Below are 25,284 nucleotides of genomic sequence, written 5' to 3' on the forward strand. Positions count from 1 at the left end.
CCACAGGTGGCAGGAGTGGCACGACGCCGACTCGACGCGGAGCTGGTGCGCCGCAAGCTGGCCCGGTCGCGGGAGCACGCGAGCCAGCTGATCGCCGCGGGCCGGGTGACCGTCGGCGGGGCGACCGCGACCAAACCGGCCACCCAGGTGGAGACCAGCGCGGCCGTGGTCGTCCGCGAGGACGAGAGCGACCCGGACTACGTCTCGCGCGGCGGCCACAAGCTCGCCGGCGCGTTCGCCGCCTTCGTCCCGCTCGGCCTGAAGATCGAGGGCCGCCGGGCGCTGGACGCGGGCGCCTCGACCGGTGGCTTCACCGATGTCCTGCTGCGCGCCGGGGCCCATCATGTCGTCGCCGTCGACGTCGGATACGGACAGCTCGCCTGGTCGCTCCAGAGCGACGAGCGGGTCACCGTGAAGGACCGCACCAACGTACGTGAACTGACGCTGGAGCAGATCGACTCGGAGCCCGTCGACCTCGTCGTCGGCGATCTCTCCTTCATCCCGCTGGGGCTCGTACTGCCCGCGCTGGCCCGCTGTGCGGCGCCCGGCGCTGACCTGGTGCTGATGGTCAAGCCGCAGTTCGAGGTCGGCAAGGAGCGGCTGGGCAGCGGCGGGGTGGTGCGCAGCGCAGAGCTGCGCGCCGAGGCCGTACGCGCGGTCGCCGACCGGGCCGCCGCACTGGAATTTGGCGTACTTGGCGTAACTGCGAGCCCACTGCCTGGACCTTCCGGGAATGTCGAGTACTTTCTGTGGCTGCGCGCCGGGGCGCCTGTACTCGACCCGGCGGACGTCGACCGTGCAGTGGCGGAGGGGCCTCGTTGACCACTACCCAGGCAGTTGAAGGCAGCGCAGCACACGAGAACGCCGGAGCCGGGCGGACGGTGTTCCTGCTCGCCCACACGGGCCGCCCCGCGGCCATCCGCAGCGCCGAACTCGTCGTCCAGGGACTGCTGCGCAGCGGTATCGGGGTGCGGGTGCTGGCGGAGGAGGCGGCGGATCTGCCGCTGCCGTCGTCGGTCCAGCGCGTCGACTCCGAGCAGTGCGCCGCCGAGGGCTGCGAACTCCTGGTGGTCCTGGGCGGGGACGGCACGCTGCTGCGCGGCGCGGACTTCGCCCGGACGTCCGGGGTCCCGATGCTGGGCGTCAACCTCGGACGGGTCGGCTTCCTCGCGGAGGCCGAGCGGGACGACCTCGACAAGGTCGTCGACCGGGTCGTCACCCGCGCCTACGAGGTCGAGGAGCGGATGACGCTCGATGTCCTCGTCCGCAACAACGGCAATGTCGTGCACACCGATTGGGCCCTCAACGAGGCCTCGGTGGAGAAGGCCGCCCGGGAGCGGATGCTGGAGGTCGTGACCGAGGTCGACGGCCGGCCCGTCTCGCGGTTCGGCGGCGACGGAGTGGTCTGCGCGACGCCGACCGGTTCGACCGCGTACGCCTTCTCGGCCGGCGGGCCGGTGGTCTGGCCCGAGGTCGAGGCCCTGCTGATGGTCCCGATCAGCGCCCACGCGCTGTTCGCCAAGCCGCTGGTCACCTCGCCCCGTTCTGTCCTGGCGGTCGAGGTCCAGCCCAAGACCCCGCACGGCATTCTGTGGTGCGACGGCCGCCGCAGCGTCGAACTTCCCGCCGGCGCCCGCGTCGAGGTCCGCCGCGGCGCCGTCCCCGTACGCCTGGCCCGCCTGCACCATGCCTCCTTCACGGATCGCCTGGTCGCCAAGTTCGCCCTCCCGGTCGCGGGGTGGCGGGGGGCGCCGCACTAGGCCCCGTACCCGGGCCCACCACCGGCGGACGGGCCCCTGGCGGCCGCGGCCCCTCCTCACCTCTGCGCCGGCGGGACGCCGACCGGGTCGCTGACCGGGTCGCCCCGCCTGCGTCGATTCGCTGGACATCGGCACACCTTTCGTTCCGGACTGTGATCAGCGTGACGGCTCAGCGTGATCACGCACCATGGGGAATCCCCCCGTTCCTCGGTGCGGTTTTCCGCAGGGGCGGGGGCAGGAGTGAGGGGAGGCCGTCGCGGGGCGGTCCCCGGACCTCGTAAGGTCGTATCCGTGTTGGAGGAGATGCGGATTCGGTCCCTGGGTGTCATTGACGACGCCGTTGTCGAGCTGTCCCCCGGCTTCACGGCGGTGACCGGCGAGACGGGCGCGGGCAAGACCATGGTCGTCACCAGCCTCGGCCTGCTGCTCGGCGGGCGCGCCGACCCTGCCCTGGTGCGGATCGGCGCCAAATCGGCGGTGGTGGAGGGCAGGATCGGCGTCCGCCCCCAGGCCCCCGCCGCGATACGGGCCGAGGAGGCCGGTGCGGAGCTGGACGACGGGGCGCTGCTGATCAGCCGCACGCTCTCCGCGGAGGGCCGTTCACGCGCCCACGTGGGAGGCCGCTCCGTCCCGGTCGGCCTCCTGGCGGAGCTGGCCGACGACCTGGTCGCCGTACACGGCCAGACCGACCAGCAGGGCCTGCTGCGCCCGGCCCGCCAGCGCCAGGCCCTGGACCGCTACGCCGGGGACACGGTCGCGGGCCCGCTGGCCAAGTACACCGGCGCCCACCGCCGGCTGCGCGCCGTCACCACCGAGCTGGACGAGCTGACGACGCGGGCCCGCGAACGCTCGCAGGAAGCCGATCTGCTGCGCTTCGGCCTCGACGAGATCGCGGCGGCCGAGCCCCAGCCGGGCGAGGACACCGAGCTGGCCGCCGAGGCGGAGCGGCTCGGTCACGCCGAGGCGCTGGCCTCCGGCGCGACCCTCGCGCACGCCGCGCTGGCCGGCAACCCCGAGGACCCCGAGGGCGTCGACGCCACCACCCTGGTCGCCGGCGCGCACCGCGCCCTGGAGGCCGTCCGCAGCCACGACCGGGAACTCGCCGGGCTCGCCGACCGGATCGGCGAGATCGGCATCCTGGTGGCGGACGTGGCGGGTGAGCTGGCCAGTTACGCGGACGGCCTGGACGCCGACCCGTTGAGGCTGGCCGCGGTCGAGGAGCGCCGGGCGGCGCTGAACCAGCTGACCCGGAAGTACGGCCAGGACATCGCGGAGGTGCTGGCCTGGGCCGAGGAGAACACGGCCCGGCTCGACGAACTGGACGGCGACGACGACCGGATCGGCGAGCTGGCCGCCGAACGGGACGCACTCCGTGCCGAACTGGGCGAATTGGCACAAACGTTGACGGATGCCCGCACGGACTCGGCGCAGCGTTTCGCCGAGGCGGTCACCGCCGAACTCGCCGAACTCGCCATGCCGCACGCGCGCGTCACCGTCGAGATCCGCCAGACCGAGGTCGCCGAGGACGCCGACGGCATCGAGGTCAACGGCCGCACGGTGGCCTACGGCCCGGCCGGCGCCGATGAGGTCGAACTCCTCCTGGCGCCGCACCCGGGGGCACCGCCCCGGCCGATCGCCAAGGGGGCGTCCGGCGGTGAGCTCTCCCGGGTGATGCTCGCCGTGGAGGTGGTCTTCGCGGGCTCCGACCCCGTACCGACCTACCTCTTCGACGAGGTCGACGCGGGGGTCGGCGGCAAGGCGGCCGTCGAGGTCGGCAGGCGGCTGGCCAGGCTCGCGAAGTCGGCGCAGGTCGTGGTCGTCACCCACCTCCCGCAGGTCGCGGCCTTCGCGGACCGCCAGTTGCTGGTGGCGAAGACGAACGACGGCTCGGTCACCAGGAGCGGCGTCACGGTCCTGGAGGGCGAGGAGCGGGTCCGCGAACTCTCCCGGATGCTGGCCGGCCAGGAGGACTCCGAAACGGCCCGCGCCCACGCCGAGGAGCTGCTGGAGACGGCGCGAACGGGCACGTAGCGCATGGTGCGTGCCAAGGGGCGCACCGTGTTTCCCACCCGCCGTCGCAGCCGGAGGCGTCGCTTCCGCGTGTTCGGGCCGCCCGCCCTCCTAGGGTGACCGGAGTCGAGCGCGACAGCGCGCCGGGCGAGGGGAGCGACATGGTGGCGGTGGCAGGCAGTGGGGCGCGGGGACGGATCGCGGCACTCGTGGGGGCGGCAGGCGTGACCCGGGCCGCGTACACGGTGCTCAGGAAGCGGCCGCCGGGCGGTGTCGTCCTGTGGGAGCGGAAGAACTACGCGGGCCGGACCGTGGACCTGCACGCGGGTCTCGCCACGGCCACCGGTACCGCCCTCGCCGCCGCCACAGCTCCCGGGCTGCCCGCCCGGGCCCGGGCCGCCACGGCGCTGGCGGTGCTGGCCGCCGGGGGCTGCGGCGCGTACGACGACGTGTTCGGCGCCGGTGATCCACGCCGCGGATTCCGGGCACACCTCTCAGCGCTCCGGCAGCGGGAGGTCACCAGCGGGGCCGTGAAGCTGTTCGGGATCGGCGCCGCCGGGCTCGCGGCCGGCGCCCTCCTCAAGGAGCGCCCGGCCGACAAACTGCTGGCGGGCGTGGTGATCGCGGGCTCGGCCCACCTGGTGAACCTCCTGGACGTCCGGCCCGGCCGGGCGGCCGGCGCCGTACTGGCCCTCGGGGCACCCGGGCTGCTGCGCCGCGGTCCCGCGGGCCCGCTGTCCGCCGCACCCATGGGAGCGGTTGCCGCCGTCCTCGGCGACGACGTCGGGGAGCGCACGATGATCGGGGACGCCGGGGCGCACGCCCTCGGTGCGGCGCTCGGCCTTGCCGTCGTCGCCGGCAACGGCCGCCGCGGCCTGGCCGCGCACGCCGCCGCGCTGATCACCGCCGCGGCTGCGGGGGACCGCGTCAGCCGGGCGGCCGCCGCGCTCTGAGACTGCCGGGGTTAGCGACCGGGCGGACGGCTACCCCGCGGGCTACCCGTCCGGGGTGCGCCGCCCGTCCGTCCGGGGACCACCGTCCATCCGGGGCCTGCGGCCCGCAAGCCCGGTCCCGCCGTGCCGTCCGCCCCGCGCCGAACCCTCCGAGTCACAGTCACCCACGGCCATACACCCCCACAACGGTCATTCCCGGCAGCCCTCCCCGCTGCATCAACTCCTTATTCGGCCAAACATCGGCCGCACTCCGAGTGGCGGCGCACGCGCCCCGTTCCAGAGCGCGAGGCGCACTCCGGGGAGTGGAGTCACCCACACGAGCCGTTGAGTCGCGCGGGCGGTTTGTCGCCCATGTGGGTGATCTGGTGGGCGCCGAGGTGAGACTTCCCACCGGAACGGCGGCCGGAGGGTGCCGATTTGACCTTGCCGGGCTGGCATCCTGGGCGCGGTGCGCAGTCCTGGGCCCGCTCGCCGTGTCCCGCCCGTCCGCCGGGCAGGCAGGTGGCCGCCGGCCCGCGCGCCGCGACACAGCGGACCGGCCACCGGTACGGAACCGCCCACCACCTACCCAGGAGCCCGACCACGTGACCAGCACCCCGACCTCGGCGCACGGTCTCTCGCCGCTGCGTACGGTCCAGGTGCTCGGGCGCGGCAGCGCCGGCAGTGCGGCGCATGTCCGCTCGCTGGCCGAAGGGCTCGTCGCGCGGGGGGTGCGGGTGACCGTCTGTGCCACGCCGGAGACCGAGGAGGCCTACGGCTTCACCGGGGCGGGCGCGCGGTTCGTGGACGTCCCGCCGCGGATGGACCCGGCGAGCGTGGCCGTGCTGCGCAGCGCCTGCTGGGACGCCGACCTGGTCCACGCGCACGGCCTGCGGGCCGGGCTGCGGGCCTCGATGGCGCTGCGCGGACTGCGCGGCCCCCGGGGCGGGCGGCGGGTTCCCCTGGTCATCACCTGGCACACCAAGGCGCACATCGAGGGCGCGCGCGCCGGGGTGGTGCATCTGATGGAGCGGCGGGTGGCGCGGGCCGCCGCCGTGGTCCTCGGAGCCTGTTCCGATCTCGTGGACCGGGCGCGCGAGCGGGGCGCCCGTGACGCACGGCTCGCGCCGGTCGCGATTCCGCGCCCCCGGCTCGGCGGCGCCCTGGACGAGCCCGAGGAGCACGACCGGACGCGCCACAAGGAACGGGCCGAACTGGGCGCGGTGGACCGCCCGTTGCTGCTCGCGGTGGGCCGTCTCGATCCGAGCCAGGGCCATGACCTGCTGCTGGACGCGGCGCACGCCTGGTGCGCGCTCGATCCGCAGCCGCTGGTCGCGATCGCGGGGGAGGGCGAGCAGCGGGCCCTGCTCCAGCGGCGGATCGATCTTGAGCGGTTGCCCGTCCAGCTCCTCGGGCGCCGCGACGACGTGCCCGAACTCCTCGCCGCCGCCGACCTGGTGGTGCTGCCCAGCCGTTGGGAGGCGCGTTCGCTGATCGCCCAGGAGGCGCTGCGCGCCGGGGTGCCGCTGGTGGCCACCGACACCGGGGGCACCCGCGAACTGGTGGGCGGGGCGGCGGAACTGGTCCGTTACGGGGACGCCGCCGCCCTGGCCCGTACCGTTCTCGCGCTCCTCGCCGACCCCGCACGGCGGGACGCGCTCGCGGCGGCGGGCCGCGCGCAGGCGGCCGGCTGGCCCAGTGAGAACGACACCGTCACCCAGGTCCTCAGCGTCTACGACGAGTTGACCGAGCCGATGCAGCCGGTCTGACCACGGCGGCCACGCCGGCCGGCCACACCAGAGGCCCGCGCCTTCCGCGACCCCTCCCATGATCTTCTTCGTGGCCGTGGTGGCGCAGTTCCTCCCCGAGGGGCACTCGGTGCTCGGCACCACGCTGCTGCTCGGCGCCGTCGACGCGGTGATCGCCGCGGGCCGGCTGCTGCACTGCGCCGGCTGCTGCGCCCCCGGGTGCACCGCACGCCGGAGCGCACCACGGGCGGGGGGCTGATCGCGCTCGGGACGGCGACGGCGGCCGAAACCGTGGCGGGATAATGCGCCGTCCCCAAGTCGCCGCCCCAAGTCGCCGCCCCGCGGTGGCCGTCCCCCCAGTGGCCGCCCCGGTGGCGCCCGCCTCTTACGGCCTGTCCGTATGGCGCCTGGCGCGCAGGGCCAGCCGCAGGCCCAGGACGGTCTGCGGATCGTCCAGGTCCGTGCCCAGCAGCTGGGCGATACGGGCCAGCCGGTCGTACAGCGTCTGCCGGTTCACGTTCAGATCGCGGGCGGTCTCGGCCTTGCGGCCCGCGCTGGCCAGATAGGCCTCCAGCGTCGGCAGCAGCGGCTGCCGGGCGGTCCGGTCGTGGGCCAGCAGGGGCCCGATGGCGCGCTCCACGAAGTCGGTGAGCACGCCCTGTTCGCCGTGTTCGCGCATCCGCCACAGCAACAGCTCGATATCCAGCCGGCGGGCGTCGTACCAGGGCTGTTCCGGCAGGCCCTGGGCGGCGGCCGCGGTCTCCGCCGCGTGCTGCAGACCGGGGCCCGCCGCCGCCCAGTCCCCGGGCGTGCCGACGACGACCACCGGGCGGTGCGCGGCCGGCCGGTCCAGGCCCGCGCGGACGACCCCGGCGCGCAGCGCCTCGGCGATCCGGCCGGCGAGCGCGTCGCGGTCCTGGCCCGCGCGCAGCGCCACCAGCACCGGGACCCGGCCCTCCACGGGGCGGACGCCGAGCAGTACGGGCACCCCGGGGGCGGCCAGTTCCTCGCGCAGGGCCTGGGCGAGCAGCGCCCAGCCGCCGGGGGAGGGGAGCCCGGCCGGCAGCCGCATCACCACCGGGAACACCGGCTCGTCGCCGGGGCGGAAGCCCAGCAATCGCGCCTGCGCGGGCGCCTCGGCCGCGGAGATCCGGCCCTCCGCCAGGTCGGCCAGGAAATCGCCGCGCCCACGGGCGGCGAGCACCTCCTCCTGGCGGGACTGGAGCATGACGACCGCGAGCAGATCGGCGGCGCGTTCGGCGACGATCCGGTGCACCGGCGCCAGCGCGGCGTTGACCGGCAGCAGGACGAGGCGCGCGCGGACCGCGTCGGGGCCGTGGCCGCCGCCGGGCACGTCCACCCGGAGGCCGGTGTCCCGCAGGCCCTCCCAGGCCAGCAGCGGGTCGGCCTCCGCGGGACCGTCGTCGTCGCCGTCCGGTCCCGCCGCGTAGAGCGGGCTGCCATCGGGGGCCTCCAGACAGAGCGGGTTGCCGGTGAAGACGGCCAGCAGCCGGAGCACCTCGGGGACGCCGCCGCCGCGCAGCAGCACGTCCGTGCAGCGCCGCAGGACCTCGTCGGCGCGCCGCAGCAGCGCGTAGTGGCTGTTGATGATCTCGGTGTGGATCGCCTCGGTGACCGTGACGTACGGGACCTCGCGGTGCAGCTGGATCAGCGGCAGCCCGCAGTCCCGTGCGGCGTCGACCAGCGCGGCGGGCAGCGAGGAGAAACGGGACCCCAGCTCCACGACGAGCGCGGCGATCTCGCGGTCCGCGAGCTTGCGGATGAAGGCGCGCTGCTCGGACGGCCGGGCCCCCAGCCCGAGCCCGGTGGTCAGCAGCAGCTCGCCGCCCTTGAGCAGCGAGGCGATGTGCGGGACCTCGCCCGCGTGCACCCAGCGCACCGCGCGGTCCAGCCGGTCCCCGCCGGCCAGCACCTCCGGCAGGCCGCGGCGCAGCGCGGGCAGCTCCAGCGCCCTGCGGACCGTGATCTCGGCTTCCATCTTCGCTTCCTGCCCCATGGCCAGGACGGTACCCGTAGTCCGCTATCCGGAGCTTCCCGGTCCGGATGTGGGGCGTACGGCACGGGGCCACCGCCGGCCGTCTCACGGTGTCTCCGGTCCCCTCACCCCGACTCCCGCACCACCAGCCGGGCCTCCGTGATCACCGGCGCGAGCTCCGCCGCGTCCGCCGCCCCCGCCCCGTCCGCCGTCCGCGCCGCCAGCAGCCGCAGGAGCAGCCGGGCCATCAGCCGCCCCATCTCCTCCACGTCCTGCCGGACCGTGGTCAGCGGCGGATTCGCCCAGGCCGCCGGCTCCAGGTCGTCATAGCCGACCACCGCCACATCCTCCGGTACCCGTCGCCCGCGCGCCCGGAGGGTGCGCAGCGCACCGCTCGCCATCAGGTCGGAGCAGACGAAGACCGCGTCCAGGTCCGGTGCGGCGTCCAGGAGTTCGGCCATTGCCCGCTCGCCGCCGGATGCCGTGAACCCGCCGTCCGCGACCATCCGCGCATCCGGCTCCGCCACGCCCAGCGCCTCGCGGTAGCCGTCGAGCCGGTCCACTGCGGAGGTCTGGTCGAGCGGCCCGGTGATCACGGCGATCCGGCGGCGGCCGCGGCCGAGCAGATGACGGACGGCCTGCCGGGCGCCGCCGCGATTGTCGGTGTCGACGTAGAGCGGCCGCGGCACCCGGTCGGCGCCCGCCCGGTCCGGCCGGCCGCCGTAGACGGTGGGCAGCCCGGCGCGCTCGGCCATGGCGGGCAGCGGGTCGTCGCGGTGCAGCGAGAACATCAGTGCGCCGTCGACATGGCCCGCCGACAGATAGCGGCCGATCCGGTCGTGGTCGGCGCGGTGCTCGACGAACATCAACAGCAGCTGGGTGTCGGCCGCGGCCAGTTCGCGGCTGATGCCGCGCAGCTGGCGTCCGAAGAACGGATCGCTGAAGACCCGGCTCTCCGGCTCCCCGATGACCACGGCGACCGCGCCGGTGCGGCGGGTGACCAGGGAACGGGCCGCGCTGTTCGGTACGTAGCCCAGCTCGGCGACCGCCCGGCGCACCCGCTCCTGGACCGCGGCCCGTACCCCCGCACCGCCGTTGACCACGCGGGAGACCGTGGCGCGGGAGACCCCGGCGCGGGCCGCGACCGCCTCCAGCGTGGGCCGCGGACCGTTCGGCTCGGACATCATCCAACTCCTTTTTCCACACGATGACTTGACGGTCCGCCGTCGAGTCGGCAGGGTGCACAGCGCACGGCATGAGAGCGCTCTCATGCCGTCTGCCCCAGCGAACTCCTCACGACCCCCACTGCGCCGAGGAGAGAATGACATGAGCATGCACATCGGGCCCCTGTGTCGGGCGCTCTCCGCCCGCCGGCCCGCCGGAGCCCCTACGGGCCGGACCGCCACCCCCGCCGACCGGCACCCCGCCCCGCAAGGAGCCACCTCGTGATCACTCGCCGCACCCTGCTAGGTGGTCTCGCCGCCGGCGCAGCCACCGCCTCCGGCATCGCCCTGACTGGCCGTGCGCACGGCGCGCCCGCCCCGGCCGCGACACCCCGCGGCCCCGCACCGTCCGCCGCCGGAATGCCCCTGAACCTCGTCAACGACTCCGGTGCCTACGCCAACTCCTCGGTCTGGATCTACATCGTCGGCAACGACGGCAAGCAGCAGGTGCATGTCACCCCGGACGGTGAACTCAAGCCCGTCGCCCTGGCCGACAACGGCCCCGACGGCTTCACCGACTACGCCATACCGCTCGCCACGAGCGGCACCACGACCCTCCGACTGCCACAGATGTCCGGCCGGATCTACACCGCGCTGGGCGGCAAGCTCAGGTTCAAGGCGGTCGAGGACGGCAACGGCCGGGCCGCGCTGGCCTATCCGGCGGGCTGGGTCGCCGGCGACCCCAACTACGACGTGCTGCACGACTGCGCCGAGTTCACCTACAACTCCGGCGGGATGTACTGCAACACCACCATGGTCGACATGTTCAGCGTGCCGCTCGCGCTCACCCTCTCCGGAGCCGGGCAGCAGACCACCGGCACGCTGAAGGACGGCGCCCGCGACCGGATCTTCGCCGAGGTCAAGGCGGCCGAGGGCTTCGAGCGCCTGGTCATCGGCGACCGGCGGGTGATCGCCCCCGGCCACGGCCTGGACAGCGGACTGTTCGCCCGGGACTACTTCGCCCCGGCCATCGACGAGGCCTGGTCCGCCTACGCGGCCAAGGACCTGAACGTCACCACGAACGCGGGCACCTTCACCGGCCGCGTCCGCGACGGCAAGCTCGTCCTCGACGGGCCGGGCGCCCTCTCCTTCGACAAGCCCTCCACCCGCGACGTCCTCTTCTGCGACGGCACCCTCGCCGCCCCCAACGACGGAACCCGCGGCCCGGTCGCCGCCGTCCTGGGCGCCGCCCTCAACCGCTCCACCCTCGCCTCGCACGCCGCCCAGCCCACCACCGACCCGGCCGCCTTCTACCAGCAGCGGCTGACCCACCACTACGCCAAGGCCATGCACGCCGCGACCCGGGACGGCAGGGCCTACGGCTTCGCCTTCGACGACGTCTCCGGTTTCGCCTCCTACATCGAGGACACCGCCCCGAAGGAGATCACCCTCACCCTGACCCCGTTCTGACACGAAGGAAGGTGCCGCCCGAAAACGGGCGGCACCACAGAACCCCGGGCGGATTGCTCGCCGAAGCGGGCTATCCGCCGTACGCCCCGCTCGCCGTCAGCCGCAGCGCCGTGTCGATCAGCGGGACATGGCTGAACGCCTGCGGGAAGTTGCCCACCTGCCGCTTGGCCTTGGGGTCCCACTCCTCGGCGAGCAGGCCCAGGTCGTTGCGGAGCGAGAGCAGCTTCTCGAAGAGCTTGCGGGCCTCGTCGACCCGGCCGATCATCGCGAGGTCGTCCGCGAGCCAGAACGAGCACGCGAGGAAGGCACCTTCCTCACCCTCCAGGCCGTCCACCCCGAGATCGTCGGCACCGGACGTCGGGTAGCGCAGTACGAAGCCGTCCTCGGTGGACAGCTCCCGCTGGATCGCCTCGATGGTGCCGATGACGCGCTTGTCGTCCGGCGGCAGGAAGCCCATCTGCGGGATCAGCAGCAGCGAGGCGTCCAGCTCCTGCGAGCCGTAGGACTGGGTGAAGGTGTTGCGCTCCTTGTCGTAACCCTTCTCGCAGACGTCGCGGTGGATCGTCTCGCGCAGGTCCTTCCAGCGCTCCAGCGGCCCGTCGACGTCCCCGGACTCGATCAGCTTGACCGTCCGGTCGACCGCGACCCAGGTCATGACCTTGGAGTGCACGAAGTGCCGCCGCGGACCGCGGACCTCCCAGATCCCCTCGTCCGGCTCGTCCCAGTGCTTCTCCACCCACTGGATCAGCTTGAGCTGCAGCAGCGAGGCGTAGTCGTTGCGGGCCAGGCCCGTCATGTGCGCCAGGTGCAGCGCCTCGGTGACCTCGCCGTACACATCGAGCTGGAGCTGCCCCGCGGCGCCGTTGCCGACCCGCACCGGACGCGAATTCTCATACCCCGGGAGCCAGTCGAGCTCGTTCTCGCCCAACTCCCGCTCACCGGCGATGCCGTACATGATCTGCAGGTTCTCCGGGTCACCGGCCACCGCCCGCAGCAGCCACTCCCGCCAGGCCCGCGCTTCCTCGCGGTAGCCGGTGCGCAGCAGGGAGGACAGGGTGATCGCCGCGTCCCGCAGCCAGGTGAAGCGGTAGTCCCAGTTACGCACCCCGCCCAGGCACTCCGGCAGCGAGGTCGTCGGCGCCGCCACGATCCCGCCGGTCGGCGCGTAGGTCAGCGCCTTCAGCGTGATCAGCGAGCGCACCACCGCATCCCGGTAGGGACCGTGGTACGTGCAGTGCTCGACCCACTCGCGCCAGAACTCCTCGGTGGCCTCCAGCGACCCCTCCGGGTCGGCGACGGCCGGCGGCTGCTTGTGCGAGGGCTCCCAGCTGATGGTGAACGCGATCCGCTCACCGGGCGAGACGGTGAAGTCGGAGAACGTCGTCAGGTCCTTGCCGTAGGTCTCCGCCTCGGTGTCCAGCCACACCGAATCGGGGCCCGCGACCGCGACCGTCCGGTCGTCGATCTTGTGCACCCAGGGCACGACCCAGCCGTAGGAGAACCGCATCCGCAGCTCCGAGCGCATCGGGACGCGGCCGCTGACGCCCTCCACGATGCGGATCAGCTGCGGCGCCCCGTCACGGGGCGGCATGAAGTCGATCACGCGGACCGTGCCGCGCGGGGTGTCCCACTCCGATTCCAGGACGAGCGAATCGCCCCGGTAGCGGCGGCGGTCGGCCGGCGCGGGCCGTCCTCCGGGGCCGTTGACCGGCCCCATCCGCCAGAATCCGTGCTCCTCCGTGCCCAGCAGCCCCGCAAAGACCGCCGGGGAGTCGAAGCGGGGCAGGCACAGCCAGTCCACCGTGCCGTCCCGGCACACTAGAGCGGCGGTCTGCATATCGCCGATAAGTGCGTAGTCCTCGATGCGCCCGGCCACGTGCATCTCCCGTCGAGCTGGAGTCACGCCCCCCATGGGACGTATGAATCGGTCCGTCCTGCCCATGAAACGTCGCCGAGCAGCGGGACCGGAAATCGGGCTGGGGTGGTGCCTTCCCGGATGGCTCGTCGCGAGTGTCCGAGCAGGATACGACGCGGGTGGGTGGTGCGCGTGATGCTCGCAAGGACTGATGTCCTCCGAACGGGTGGCCTCCGTCACGTGACAGCGGCACCCCCTCTGTCACCGCCCAGTCGCCGTGTGTGGCCGGGCACGACCATGCCCGGTCGCTGATAGCCTGGTACCCCGTGGACCGGTGGGCACGAGAACCCCCGAACCGCAGCGACGGCACCCCTGAAAACCGGGACGGCGCCGCCTCGCACCTCTCCACCTCGCGACCACGGGAGCCCCCTCTTGGCCATGCCGCCCAAATCTCCGACGACCAAGCACCTCTTCGTCACCGGGGGCGTCGCCTCCTCGCTGGGCAAGGGGCTCACCGCCTCCAGCCTGGGTGCTCTCCTCAAGGCGCGCGGTCTGCGGGTCACGATGCAGAAGCTCGACCCGTACCTGAACGTCGACCCCGGCACGATGAACCCGTTCCAGCACGGCGAGGTCTTCGTCACCAACGACGGAGCCGAGACCGACCTGGACATCGGCCACTACGAGCGCTTCCTGGACGTCGACCTCGACGGTTCCGCGAACGTCACCACCGGCCAGGTCTACAACACCGTGATCGCCAAGGAGCGGCGCGGCGAGTACCTCGGTGACACCGTGCAGGTCATCCCGCACATCACCAACGAGATCAAGCACCGCATCCGGCGGATGGCGACCGAGGACGTCGACGTCGTCATCACCGAGGTCGGCGGCACCGTCGGCGACATCGAGTCGCTGCCGTTCCTGGAGACCGTCCGCCAGGTCCGCCACGAGGTCGGCCGGGACAACGTCTTCGTCGTGCACATCTCGCTGCTCCCGTACATCGGCCCGTCCGGTGAGCTGAAGACCAAGCCGACCCAGCACTCCGTCGCGGCGCTGCGCAACATCGGTATCCAGCCCGACGCGATCGTGCTGCGCGCCGACCGCGAGGTCCCCACCGCCATCAAGCGCAAGATCTCGCTGATGTGCGATGTCGACGAGGCCGCGGTGGTCGCCGCGATCGACGCCCCGTCGATCTACGACATCCCGAAGGTCCTGCACACCGAGGGCCTGGACGCCTACGTCGTGCGCAAGCTGGACCTGCCGTTCCGCGACGTGAACTGGACCCAGTGGGAGGACCTGCTCGACCGGGTCCACAACCCTGACCACGAGGTGAAGGTCGCGCTGGTCGGCAAGTACATCGACCTGCCGGACGCCTACCTCTCGGTCACCGAGGCGCTGCGGGCCGGCGGCTTCGCGAACAAGACCCGGGTGAAGCTGAAGTGGGTCACCTCCGACGACTGCAAGACCCCGGCCGGCGCCGCCCAGCAGCTCGGCGACTGCGACGCGGTCTGCATCCCCGGCGGCTTCGGCGACCGCGGCGTGGACGGCAAGGTCGGCGCGATCACCTACGCCCGGGAGAACAAGCTCCCGCTGCTCGGCCTGTGCCTGGGCCTGCAGTGCGTGGTCATCGAGGCGGCTCGCAACCTAGCCGGCATCGAGGGCGCGAACTCCACCGAGTTCGACCCGGCAGCGGCCGACCCGGTCATCTCCACGATGGCCGAGCAGATGGACATCGTCGCAGGTGAGGGCGATATGGGTGGCACGATGCGGCTGGGTATGTACCCCGCCAAGCTTGCCGAGGGCTCCATCGTCCGCGAGGTCTACGACGACCAGCCCTACGTCGAGGAGCGCCACCGCCACCGCTACGAGGTCAACAACGCCTACCGCGGTGAGCTGGAGAAGAAGGCCGGGCTGCAGTTCTCCGGCACCTCCCCGGACAACAAGCTCGTCGAGTACGTCGAGTACCCGCGCGAGGTGCACCCCTACCTCGTCGCCACCCAGGCGCACCCCGAGCTGCGCTCCCGCCCGACCCGCCCGCACCCGCTCTTCGCCGGACTGGTGAAGGCCGCGGTCGCGCGCAAGACGGGCACCGCGAAGTAGGAAACACCACGGCGGATACGGTTGCCGGGGTACGGCCTCCCGCAGGTCGTGCCCCGGTTTCTGCGTTGGCACAGGCAACACACAGGAGGACGCGCCATGGCGATCAAGGACACCCCCGAGGAGTGGACGGTCACCGCGACCACGACGCCGTTCACCGGGAACAAGACCAGCGTGCGCACCGACACGGTCGTCATGCCGGACGGCTCCACCGTCACCCGTGACTACCAGGTCCACCCCGGTTCCGTGGCCGTCCTCGCCCTCGACGACGAGGGCCGGGTGCTGGTGCTGCGCCAGTACCGCCACCCCGTGCGCCAGAAGCTGTGGGAGATCCCCGCCGGACTCCTCGACATCCCCGGCGAGAACCCGCTGCACGCCGCGCAGCGCGAGCTGTACGAGGAGGCGCACGTCAAGGCCGGTGACTGGCGGGTGCTGACCGACGTCTACACCACCCCCGGCGGCTGCGACGAGGCCGTGCGGATCTTCCTCGCCCGCGATCTGTCCGAGGCCGAGGGTGAGCGCTTCGAGGTCTCCGAGGAGGAGGCCGACATGGAGCTGGCGCGGGTGCCGCAGGACGAGCTGGTCCGCGGCGTGCTCGCCGGTGAGCTGCACAACAACTGCCTCGTCGTGGGAGTGCTGGCGCTCACCGCGGCGCAGGGCGGTACCGGCCTGGAAGCGCTGCGCCCGGCCGACGCACCGTGGCCGGCCCGCCCCTTCGAGGCCTGAGCCACCGGACCGCTCCCACCCCACCACGGGCCGGCCGGATGATCCGACGGTCCGATCGGGTGAGCCGACCGCCCCGCACTGCGCGGGACATGACGGGCCGTGAACTACGCTCGGCAGCGTCCGCCCCGGCGGCGGATTCGTACGCGCAGGTGGACGGGAGCGTGAGCCGGTGACGGACCAGGCGGTGGGCGGGGGGCACCTCCCGCCGGAGGTGGCCGGAGCGCCGGCCACGACAGCGCCCGGACCGCGGGCCGCGGCGCCCCGCCGGGACGGTGCCGTCGCCCGCCCCGCCGTTCCCGCGGCCGTCCCCGGCGCCGGCGCATTCGCCGGCCGCCGCCGCGAACTCAAGGCCCTGCACGCCGACATCGCCCGCGCCGGCCTGGACACCCTCTCCGGCCGCAAGGGCGCCCGCAGCCGGGTGCTGCTGATCGCCGGCCGCCCCGGTTCCGGCCGGACGGCGCTGGCCGAGGAGCTGCTGCGGGAGCTGGCCGCCGACCACCCCGACGGGGTGCTGCGGGCCGGCCTGACCGGGCCGGCCGGCGAACCGGCCGACACCGGCGCCACCGCACGCGAGCTGCTGTCCGCGCTCGGCGCCGGCGCCCCGCCGGGCGCCCCCGAGGACGAGCTGACCGAGCGGCTGCGCGAGGCGCTCGCCGACCGCCGCGCCCTGCTCTTCCTGGACGACGCACCTGGCGCCGACCAGGTCGAACCGCTGCTCCCGGACGCCCCGGACTGCCTGGTCGTGGTGGTCTCGCAGGGTCCGCTCACCGGCATCACGGACGTCCGGCCGTGCGCCCTCGGCGGGCTGGACGGCGTGGCCGGGGTCGCCGTCCTCAGCCGGTACGCCGGGCCGACCCGGATCACCGTCGACCCGCGGACCGCCGACAGCGTCGTGGAGGAGTGCGGCGGCCAGCCGGCCGCACTGGTGCTCGCCGGAACCTGGCTCGCCGCCCGCCCGATGTCCTCGGTCGCCGATCTGTACCAGGCGCTGCACGCCGTCCCGGTGCCGCCGGACCTGCCCACCGGCGCCCGCCCGCTGTTCCGCGCCTTCCGCCTCACCCATGACGCGCTGCCGCCGTCCGCCGCCCGGATGCTGCGGCTGCTCACCCTGGCCCCGGGCGGTCTGGTGGACGCGCACACCGCCTCCGCGCTGGCCGGCTGCTCGGTGGCCGCGGCCGACACGACACTCGGCGAATTCGCCGCGCTCGGCCTGCTGCGGCCGTCCACCACCGAGGACGCCGAAAACACCGAGGACACCGACCTCACCGAGGACGCCGAGCCCCCTGGCGCCCGGACCCCCGACGCGGCCATCGGCTCCCCACCCGACACCACGGCCTTCTGCCCACCCGACGCCGCTGCCTTTTCCCCGCCCGACGCCACTGCCTTCTCCCCACCCGACGCCGCAGCCTTTTCCCCACCCGACGCCGCCCTGTATCCCCCCTACCGACTCCCCGGCTGCCTCGCCCCCCTGGCGCGCGAGCTGCTGGTGGAGCACGAGCGTCCGGCCGAGGTCCAGCTGGCCCGCGCGCGGATGCTGGAGCGGACCGTACGGCTGCTGCAGTCCTGCCGCGCGATGGCCGAGCCGGCCGATTCGCCCGCCCGGCAGCGGACCGCGGGGCTGCCGCGCGCGCTGCGCTTCGGCTCCCGGGCCGCCGCCGCGCACTGGCTGCGCAGCCGGCGCGGCGCCCTCCTCGACGCCGCCAGGATCGCCGTCGCGGACGGTGAACTCGACACCCTGGACCGGCGGTTGATGGCCGCGCTGACCCGGACCCTGCTGGCGCACCAGGGCGCCGAGGCCGCCGCGCCGGACCTCTACACGCTGCACGGGCTCGTCCTCCGGGTCGCCGAGCGGCGCGAACTGCCGCGGGAGCGGGCCGCCGCACTGCTGAACCTCGGCGACCTGGACGGTCAGGCGGGCCGGACCGAGCAGGCGCTCACCCGCTACCGGGGTGCGCTGGAGGCGGCCCGCTCGGTGAAGGACCCGGTGGCCACCGGCCGGGCGCTGGAGTCACTGGGCGGTGCGTACACCGAGCTGGGCGACTGGCAGCGGGCCGCCGACTGGTACGGCCGGGCGCTGGAGCTGCGGCTGGCCCGTGGCGAGGGCGGCGACGCGGCGCGGCTGCACGGCCGGATCGGCGGCGCGCTCGCCTGCGCGGGCCGGTGGGACGAGGCGCTCAGGGCGTGGCGGGCGGCCGCCGGGACCCACCGCCGGCTCGGCGAGACGGCCGGCCAGGCGCGGGCGACTGGTGAGCTGGCCCGGGTGCAGGAGTACGCCGGGCGGCCCGAGGACGCGCTGCGGACCGCTCTCGAAGCCCTGGACATGGCCCGGAAAGCGGGCGACGAACGACTGGAGGCGGCCCTTCAGCTGCGGATCGCGGAGACCCTCGACCGGCTCGGCGATCCGGCCGCGGCACGGCTCCACCGGGCCGCCGGAGAGCGACTCCTTGGAGATTACGAGGAGTGACCTACGAAATCGGTAGTGCTACTCGCGAGATTTAATGCTTTGCAAGGCTAGACAAGAAGAGCTCCTTCAATAGACTGGCTGGACCGCGTTCGGCGCGGCCAGTTCCGTCATGCAAGGCATGAGGGGATAATTCCTCCTGCACCCTCTCTTTCAAGGACCGTGATCGACGTGAAGGTCGGCATCCCCCGCGAGGTCAAGAACAACGAGTTCCGTGTGGCTATCACGCCCGCCGGAGTCCACGAGCTCGTCCGCCACGGCCACCAGGTCTTCATCGAGAAGGACGCCGGTCTCGGTTCGTCCATCACGAACGAGGAGTACGTCTCCGCCGGCGCGTCCATCCTGGACACCGCCGACGAGGTCTGGGGCACCGCCGACCTGCTGCTGAAGGTCAAGGAGCCGATCGCGGAGGAGTACCACCGCCTCCGCAAGGACCAGACGCTCTTCACCTACCTGCACCTGGCCGCTTCCAAGGAGTGCACGGACGCCCTGCTGGAGTCCGGCACCACCGCCATCGCCTACGAGACCGTCGAGACGGCCGGCCGCCAGCTGCCGCTGCTCGCCCCGATGTCCGAGGTTGCGGGCCGTATCGCCCCGCAGGTCGGCGCCTACCACCTGATGCGCCAGGCCGGCGGCCGCGGCGTGCTGCCCGGTGGCGTCCCCGGTGTCCACGCCGGCAAGGCCGTCATCATCGGCGGTGGCGTCTCCGGCTGGAACGCGCTGCAGATCGCCGTGGGCCTCGGCTTCCACGTCACCCTGCTCGACAAGGACATCAACAAGCTCCGCGAGGCCGACAAGATCTTCGGCACCAAGGTGCAGACGATCGTCTCCAACGCCTACGAGCTGGAGAAGGCCGTCGTCGACGCCGACCTCGTCGTCGGTGCCGTCCTCATCCCCGGTGCCAAGGCGCCGAAGCTGGTCACCAACGAGCTCGTCGCCAAGATGAAGCCCGGAAGTGTTCTTGTCGACATCGCGATCGACCAGGGCGGCTGCTTCGAGGACTCGCGTCCCACCACGCACGCCGAGCCGACCTTCCCGGTCCACAACTCGGTCTTCTACTGCGTCGCCAACATGCCCGGCGCGGTGCCCAACACCTCCACCCACGCGCTCACCAACGCCACGCTGCCCTACATCGTGGAGCTGGCGAACCGCGGCTGGGTCGAGGCGCTGCGCCGTGACCCGGCGCTGGCCAAGGGCCTGAACACGCACGACGGCAAGGTCGTCTACGGTCCCGTCGCCGAGGCGCACGGCCTGGAGCACGTCGAACTGCGCACCCTCCTCGGCTGAGTCGTCAACGACGGACGTCAACGCCACACACCCGGCCGGGCCTTGCCGACAAGGCCCGGCCGGTCGTGTGTGCGGACACCGGAACGCCGCACTCCGGTTCGTCGGTAGTCAACTCGCCGCGAACGTAACCCTTTAACCGGTTCGCGCACCCCTGAAACATCGGTCCGATACCGCTTGCGCCCTTGACATCGGGAGGTCCGGTTACCGACACATCGTGCCGGGTCCGGTGGATTGTGTTGCTGCGGACGCCCGACACGCCATAGAGTCGCCAACCGTCGGCATGGTGCCACGCTGACCTATCGATAAAGTTTCCTGGTCACGTCCAAGGAGGTAAGACGACTTGTGAATGAGTCGACATTTTCTCCCGGAGGCGGTCAGCCAGGAGTGGTTGCACGGGACCAGGGTCCCTCGGGGCGCGAGGCTGTCGGCTCCGTTGCGGTCCATACCCTCGCAGCCCATCCGAGTATTTCCACGACAGCCCACCAGAGCATGGACGGCCATCACGTGAACGCCATGGCCGGCGACCGGGGCAGTGGAGAACCCGCCCGTCTCGCCGACTACGACGACCTGCCCGAGGGGCACTTCTACGATCCGGACGCGGAGTACGAGCCGGACCCCGAATACGCCGCGACGCTCGCGCCGGACGCCGCGCGCCAGCGCCGCGAACGCGTCGGCCCGACCGGACGCCCGCTCCCTTATTTCCCCATCCCGGGACCGCTGTCGGACCACGGCCCCGCCAAAATCATCGCGATGTGCAACCAGAAGGGCGGGGTCGGCAAGACCACCTCGACCATCAACCTGGGCGCCGCGCTCGCCGAATACGGACGACGGGTGCTGCTCGTCGACTTCGACCCCCAGGGTGCCCTGTCGGTCGGGCTCGGTGTCAACCCGATGGAACTCGACCTGACGGTCTACAACCTGCTCATGGAGCGGGGGATGTCGGCCGACGAGGTGCTGCTGAAGACCGCGGTCCCCAACATGGACCTGCTGCCCAGCAATATCGACCTGTCCGCGGCAGAGGTGCAGTTGGTCAGCGAGGTCGCGCGCGAGTCGACGCTGCAGCGTGCGCTGAAGCCGCTGCTGGCCGACTACGACTTCATCGTCATCGACTGCCAGCCCTCCCTCGGCCTGCTCACGGTCAACGCCCTGACGGCGGCTCACAAGGTCATCGTGCCGCTGGAGTGCGAGTTCTTCGCGCTGCGTGGTGTCGCGCTGCTCACCGAGACGATCGAGAAGGTCCAGGAGCGCCTCAACCCCGAGCTGGAGCTCGACGGCATCCTGGCGACGATGTACGACTCCCGCACCGTGCACAGCCGCGAGGTGCTGGCGCGTGTGGTCGAGGCCTTCGACGACCACGTCTACCACACCGTCATCGGCCGTACGGTCCGCTTCCCGGAGACCACCGTCGCCGGTGAGCCGATCACCACGTACGCCTCCAACTCCGTCGGTGCCGCCGCCTATCGCCAGCTCGCCAGGGAGGTGCTCGCCCGGTGTCACGCCGAGTGAGTCTGCCGGGAGCCGACGAACTGTTCCGTACCACCGGGGGAGTGGCGCTGCAGCCCTCCACTCCCCGCCGCCCCGCGAACGGCGCCCCGGCCAACGGCGAGGCGCCCCGGGTGCCCGCACCGGCCGCCGAGCCCGAACCGGCGCCGGAGGGACAGGAAACGGCCACCGCGGTACGACAGCGCCGGCCCGGCACCGGCGGCTCGGACGGTCCCGCGGCGACGGCCGGTGACGGCGGACCGGCCACCCCGCCCCGGGTGCCCGCCGTCGGCCCGCCGGACGGGCACGGCGGCCGGGAGACGGACGGCGACCCCGCCAAGGCCCACCGCGCCAAGGCGGTCAAGGGCGGCCAGGCCGGCGCCGAGCCGGCCGCCGCGGCAGCGCAGACCGGTGGCCAGGGCCGCCGCCGCGGTGGCTCCCGCGGCGCCAACCGCCGCCCCAGCGGCCGGGAACGGCACGACGAGAAGATCACCGTCTATGTCTCCGCCGAGGAGCTCATGGACCTCGAACATGCGCGGCTGGTGCTGCGCGGCGAACACGGCCTCGCCGTCGACCGCGGCCGGATCGTCCGCGAGGCGGTCGCCGTCGTCCTCGCCGACCTGGAGTCGCGCGGCGACGCCAGCATCCTGGTACGGCGGCTGCGGGGCCGCTGACGCCCGCGCCGGGCCGGCCCGGCACCGCCGTCGTGGTCGCCCGCCGGCCCACGGCCCAGAATTCCCGCGGCGACCGCCGCGGTGCGGAAACGTCACGCCGGGCTGACCGGGATAGCCTGCCTCCTCGGCGGGTGTCCCACCCGTGACCAGCCCGTCGCCCCGGCACGGGACCGCAGCACCATGGACCACGATGCCGACGACCAACGACGAAGCCTCCGCCCCCCGCGCCCGCAGACCCCTGGGCCAGGGGCCGGGCGCGGGCCCGACGGCCCCGGACGAGCCCGCGGGGGCGGATGAGCGGGCGGCCGAGACGGCGGCTGTCGAGGCCGCGGCGACCGAGGTGCCGCCGGAGGTTTCCGATGAGCCGGTGCCGGTGCCGGGGCCGGACCTGGAGTCGGCCGCCGCCGGGGAGGACCCCGCGGCTGTCCCCGAGGAGTCGGCCGCCCCCGAGGTCTCCGACGGCCCCGAGCGAGCCGACGACAGCGAGAAGGACGCCAACGGCGAAAAGGGCGACGACGGCCGCTTCACCCTCCACCTCGACAACTTCGAGGGACCCTTCGACCTCCTCCTCCAGCTGATCTCGAAGCACAAGCTCGACGTCACCGAGGTCGCGCTGTCGAAGGTGACCGACGAGTTCATGGCGCATATCCGCGCGATGGGGCCGGACTGGGACCTGGACCAGACCACGGAGTTCCTGGTCGTCGCGGCGACCCTGCTGGATCTGAAGGCGGCCCGGCTGCTTCCCGCGGCCGAAGTGGAGGACGAGGCCGACCTCGCGCTCCTGGAGGCCCGCGATCTGCTCTTCGCCCGGCTGCTGCAGTACCGCGCCTACAAGCGGATCGCGGACATCTTCAGCGCCCGGCTGGCGGACGAGGCCCGCTGCCACCCCCGTACGGTCGGCCTGGAAGCGCACCTCGCCGAGCTGCTGCCCGAGGTCGTCATCAGCACCGGCGCGGAGGGCTTCGCCAAGCTCGCCGTGAAGGCGATGCAGCCCAAGGCCCGGCCACAGGTCTATGTCGACCACATCCACGCACCGCTGGTGAGCGTGCGGGAGCAGGCCGAGGTGGTGATGGCGCGGTTGCGCGCGGCGGGCGAGTGCGGCTTCCAGGACCTGTGCGCGGACGCACCGGACACCCTCACCGTCGTGGCGCGCTTCCTGGCCCTGCTGGAGCTCTACCGGGAGCGGGTGGTCGCCCTGGACCAGGAAGAGGCCCTGGGGGCGCTGACAGTCCGCTGGACGGGCGAGGAGGGGGCCGAGCCGGTGGTCACCGACGAGTTCGACCAGGAACCGGGACAGCGCGCCGCGGCGGCGGAGCGAGCAGGAGAGGAGCGGGCATGAGCGGCGAGGCCGGTGCGGAGACGTACGAGATCACGGAGGCCGGTGCGGACGGCACCCCCGGTGAGCGGCCCGGGGTGCCGGCCGGGACGCCGGTCGTCGCCGAGCTGGAGCTGAAGCCCGCGCTGGAGGCCGTCCTCATGGTCGTCGACGAGCCCGCGACCGAGGAACACCTGGCCAGGGTGCTGCAGCGGCCCCGCCGCGCGGTCGCGCTGGCACTGCGTGAGCTGTCCGACGACTACACGCGCCAGGGGCGCGGTTTCGACCTGCGCCTGGTGGCCGGCGGCTGGCGCTTCTACTCCCGTGCCGCGTACGCGGACGCGGTGGAGACCTTCGTCCTGGACGGGCAGCAGGCCCGGCTCACCCAGGCGGCTTTGGAGACTCTGGCCGTGGTCGCGTACCGTCAGCCGGTCAGCCGTTCCCGTGTCTCGGCCGTACGCGGCGTGAACTGTGACGGTGTGATGCGCACTCTCCTCCAGCGCGGACTGGTGGAGGAGGCGGGGACGGAACCTGAAACAGGTGCGATCCTGTACAGGACGACGAACTACTTTCTGGAGCGGATGGGCCTGCGCGGCCTGGACGAGCTCCCTGAGCTCGCACCGTTCCTCCCGGAGGCCGAGGCGGTCGAGGGCGACTCCCCGGAAGGTATCCCGTCGTTCGACGTAGACGACAGCGGCGACTCTCAGACGGATCATTGATGCGAAGCAGCGGCAGGAACAACGACAGCGGGCGGGGCAACCACCGCGGCTCCGGTGGGGGCACCCCCCAGTCGAAGGCGGGGGGAAAGCGGGACGAGAAGCAGCAGCGCGCCGGCCGTCCCCGTCCCGAGGAGCGCCGCTACGACGTGGGCGGCCCCGGTGACCAGGGCGGCAAGGACGGGCGCGGTGGCGCCAAGAGCGGCGGTCCCAAGAGCGGCGCCCCCAAGAGCGGCGGCAGCCGGGGCGCGGCGGCCCGTGGCGGCGCCAAGGGCGGTCCGCGCACCGGCGCCGCGTCCAAGGGCTCCCGTCCCGGAGCCAAGGGCGGCCCGCAGCGCGGCCGGGGCCAGGCGCCCGCCCGGCCCCGCGAGTACGACGCCCAGGTCGAGGAGCGCAATCGCGCCCGCCACAACAAGCCTCAGGTCAAGACCCCCAAGACGTTCGGGGACCAGGACGGCGAGCGGCTGCAGAAGGTGCTGGCCAGGGCCGGTATGGGCTCCCGCCGGGCCTGCGAGGAGCTGATCGACCAGGCACGCGTCGAGGTCAACGGCCAGATCGTCATGGAGCAGGGCGTCCGGGTCGACCCGGAGAAGGACGAGATCAAGGTCGACGGCCTGACGGTCGCCACCCAGTCGTACCTCTTCTTCGCGCTCAACAAGCCGGCCGGCGTCGTCTCCACGATGGAGGACCCCGACGGCCGCCAGTGCCTGGGCGACTACGTCACCAACCGTGAGACGCGGCTGTTCCACGTCGGCCGGCTGGACACCGAGACCGAGGGCATCATCCTCCTCACCAACCACGGTGAGCTGGCCCACCGCCTGACGCACCCGCGCTACGGCGTTAAGAAGACCTACCTGGCCGCGATCCAGGGCCCCCTCCCGCGCGACCTGGGCAAGCAGCTCAAGGACGGCATCCAGCTGGAGGACGGCTACGCCCGCGCCGACCACTTCCGGGTCGTCGAGAACACCGGCAAGAACTACCTCGTCGAGGTCACCCTCCACGAAGGCCGCAAGCACATCGTGCGCCGCATGCTCTCCGAGGCGGGCTTCCCGGTCGACAAGCTCGTCCGCACGAGCTTCGGCCCGATCTCCCTGGGCGACCAGAAGTCGGGCTGGCTCCGCCGCATGACGAACACGGAGGTCGGCATGCTGATGCGCGAGGTTGAGCTCTAACGCTGCGCTTTGGTTTCGGGCCCACGTTTTCGGCTTTCCCGCCGTGGGGGTTGCTCGCCGTGTTTCGCCCCGCTGCGCGGGTGCGCTCGCCGTTCGCGCCTGCGGCGGGCAGGTCCGCTGCGCGGGGCTGTTGGGGTGCGGTGACGGGCCTCCGGGGCCGGTGTGTGGGACTGCTTCGCTTTACGTCCCACACACCGGCCCCTCCGGCCCGTCCCCTCCCGTGGGTGGATGGGAAAGACGGTGGGTGGGGGCTTATGCGGCTGGTCTGGTGCACCTCGGCGAGATCGTGGAAATGCCCCTGGACGGCCCGCCCCCACCCACCGCCACTACTCCCCCCAACGGGAGGGGACGGGCCGGCGGGGGGGGGGGGGGGGGCGGGACGCCCACCCGAGGCGGCACACCCCCCCCCCGGCCCCCCCCCCCCCC

19 protein-coding genes are annotated in these 25,284 nt (G+C 73.1%); 16 read left to right on the top strand and 3 right to left on the bottom strand.

All coding sequences use genetic code 11. The features are described 5' to 3' along the window. Nucleotides 1–6 precede the first annotated feature (6 nt). The 6 genes from ACGFN2_RS34840 (at nt 7) to ACGFN2_RS34865 (ending at nt 6,709) form a co-directional block, all read left to right on the top strand. A complete protein-coding gene (locus ACGFN2_RS34840; RefSeq protein WP_393366903.1) occupies nt 7–822 on the top strand; it encodes a TlyA family RNA methyltransferase in 816 nt (271 codons plus the stop codon). A gap of 59 nt (nt 823–881) precedes the next feature. Beyond that, nucleotides 882–1,760 carry an NAD kinase gene (locus ACGFN2_RS34845; protein WP_168483651.1) on the top strand — a complete coding sequence of 293 codons (879 nt, stop codon included), beginning with the start codon at nt 882–884 and terminating at the stop codon, nt 1,758–1,760. Between the two features lie 303 nt (nt 1,761–2,063). Next, the gene (gene recN / locus ACGFN2_RS34850) at nt 2,064–3,791 is read left to right on the top strand and encodes a DNA repair protein RecN (RefSeq protein ID WP_393366921.1); all 1,728 of its coding nucleotides are present in this window, start codon (nt 2,064–2,066) and stop codon (nt 3,789–3,791) included. A 140-nt stretch (nt 3,792–3,931) separates the two neighbouring features. Next, nucleotides 3,932–4,723, top strand: a complete 792-nt coding sequence (locus tag ACGFN2_RS34855; protein ID WP_393366923.1) for a hypothetical protein — start codon at nt 3,932–3,934, stop codon at nt 4,721–4,723. A 584-nt stretch (nt 4,724–5,307) separates the two neighbouring features. Next, entirely contained in the window at nt 5,308–6,471 is a 1,164-nt protein-coding gene (locus tag ACGFN2_RS34860) for a glycosyltransferase family 4 protein (RefSeq protein WP_362610652.1), read from the top strand. 58 nt (nt 6,472–6,529) lie between these two features. Continuing rightward, nucleotides 6,530–6,709, top strand: coding sequence for a hypothetical protein (locus ACGFN2_RS34865; RefSeq protein WP_393366905.1), 180 nt, complete (start codon nt 6,530–6,532; stop codon nt 6,707–6,709). Between the two features lie 126 nt (nt 6,710–6,835). On the opposite strand, the gene ACGFN2_RS34870 is transcribed toward ACGFN2_RS34865, so the two are convergent. Both ACGFN2_RS34870 and ACGFN2_RS34875 read right to left on the bottom strand, forming a co-directional pair. Further along, a complete protein-coding gene (locus ACGFN2_RS34870) occupies nt 6,836–8,467 on the bottom strand; it encodes a PucR family transcriptional regulator ligand-binding domain-containing protein (protein ID WP_362610657.1) in 1,632 nt (543 codons plus the stop codon). A gap of 104 nt (nt 8,468–8,571) precedes the next feature. After that, complete coding sequence (locus tag ACGFN2_RS34875) at nt 8,572–9,633, bottom strand: LacI family DNA-binding transcriptional regulator (protein WP_393366907.1); 1,062 nt, start codon at nt 9,631–9,633, stop codon at nt 8,572–8,574. A 258-nt stretch (nt 9,634–9,891) separates the two neighbouring features. Here ACGFN2_RS34875 and ACGFN2_RS34880 point away from each other — a divergent pair, with 258 nt between their 5' ends. Beyond that, complete coding sequence (locus tag ACGFN2_RS34880; protein WP_393366909.1) at nt 9,892–11,079, top strand: beta-1,3-glucanase family protein; 1,188 nt, start codon at nt 9,892–9,894, stop codon at nt 11,077–11,079. 70 nt (nt 11,080–11,149) lie between these two features. On the opposite strand, the gene ACGFN2_RS34885 is transcribed toward ACGFN2_RS34880, so the two are convergent. Next, nucleotides 11,150–12,961: a glycoside hydrolase family 15 protein gene (locus ACGFN2_RS34885; RefSeq protein ID WP_393366925.1), complete on the bottom strand. Its 1,812-nt coding sequence runs from the start codon at nt 12,959–12,961 to the stop codon at nt 11,150–11,152. Nucleotides 12,962–13,372: 411 nt separating this feature from the next. Between ACGFN2_RS34885 and ACGFN2_RS34890 the strand changes: the two genes are divergently transcribed. From ACGFN2_RS34890 to ACGFN2_RS34930, 9 genes are all read left to right on the top strand, one after another. Further along, entirely contained in the window at nt 13,373–15,028 is a 1,656-nt protein-coding gene (locus ACGFN2_RS34890) for a CTP synthase (protein WP_362610665.1), read from the top strand. 96 nt (nt 15,029–15,124) lie between these two features. Further along, the gene (locus ACGFN2_RS34895) at nt 15,125–15,751 is read left to right on the top strand and encodes an NUDIX domain-containing protein (protein ID WP_393366911.1); all 627 of its coding nucleotides are present in this window, start codon (nt 15,125–15,127) and stop codon (nt 15,749–15,751) included. Nucleotides 15,752–15,920: 169 nt separating this feature from the next. After that, nucleotides 15,921–18,215, top strand: coding sequence for a tetratricopeptide repeat protein (locus tag ACGFN2_RS34900; protein ID WP_393366913.1), 2,295 nt, complete (start codon nt 15,921–15,923; stop codon nt 18,213–18,215). 168 nt (nt 18,216–18,383) lie between these two features. Beyond that, nucleotides 18,384–19,499, top strand: coding sequence for an alanine dehydrogenase (gene ald / locus ACGFN2_RS34905; protein ID WP_042157652.1), 1,116 nt, complete (start codon nt 18,384–18,386; stop codon nt 19,497–19,499). A gap of 489 nt (nt 19,500–19,988) precedes the next feature. After that, entirely contained in the window at nt 19,989–21,005 is a 1,017-nt protein-coding gene (locus ACGFN2_RS34910; protein WP_362610672.1) for a ParA family protein, read from the top strand. After that, nucleotides 21,002–21,655 (top strand): hypothetical protein, encoded by a 654-nt coding sequence (locus ACGFN2_RS34915; RefSeq protein ID WP_393366928.1) that lies wholly within the window; start codon nt 21,002–21,004, stop codon nt 21,653–21,655. Before ACGFN2_RS34910 ends, ACGFN2_RS34915 begins: the two co-directional genes overlap by 4 nt. Before the next feature lie 190 nt (nt 21,656–21,845). Beyond that, nucleotides 21,846–22,994 (top strand): segregation/condensation protein A, encoded by a 1,149-nt coding sequence (locus ACGFN2_RS34920; RefSeq protein WP_393366916.1) that lies wholly within the window; start codon nt 21,846–21,848, stop codon nt 22,992–22,994. Further along, nucleotides 22,991–23,689 (top strand): SMC-Scp complex subunit ScpB, encoded by a 699-nt coding sequence (scpB, locus tag ACGFN2_RS34925; protein WP_393366918.1) that lies wholly within the window; start codon nt 22,991–22,993, stop codon nt 23,687–23,689. The genes ACGFN2_RS34920 and scpB overlap by 4 nt, the downstream gene beginning before the upstream one ends. Next, nucleotides 23,689–24,858: a pseudouridine synthase gene (locus tag ACGFN2_RS34930; protein ID WP_362610680.1), complete on the top strand. Its 1,170-nt coding sequence runs from the start codon at nt 23,689–23,691 to the stop codon at nt 24,856–24,858. Before scpB ends, ACGFN2_RS34930 begins: the two co-directional genes overlap by 1 nt. Nucleotides 24,859–25,284: the final 426 nt, after the last annotated feature.

Origin of the sequence: Streptomyces sp. NPDC048612, from assembly GCF_043199295.1 — a bacterium.
Classification (GTDB): Bacteria; Actinomycetota; Actinomycetes; order Streptomycetales; family Streptomycetaceae; genus Streptomyces.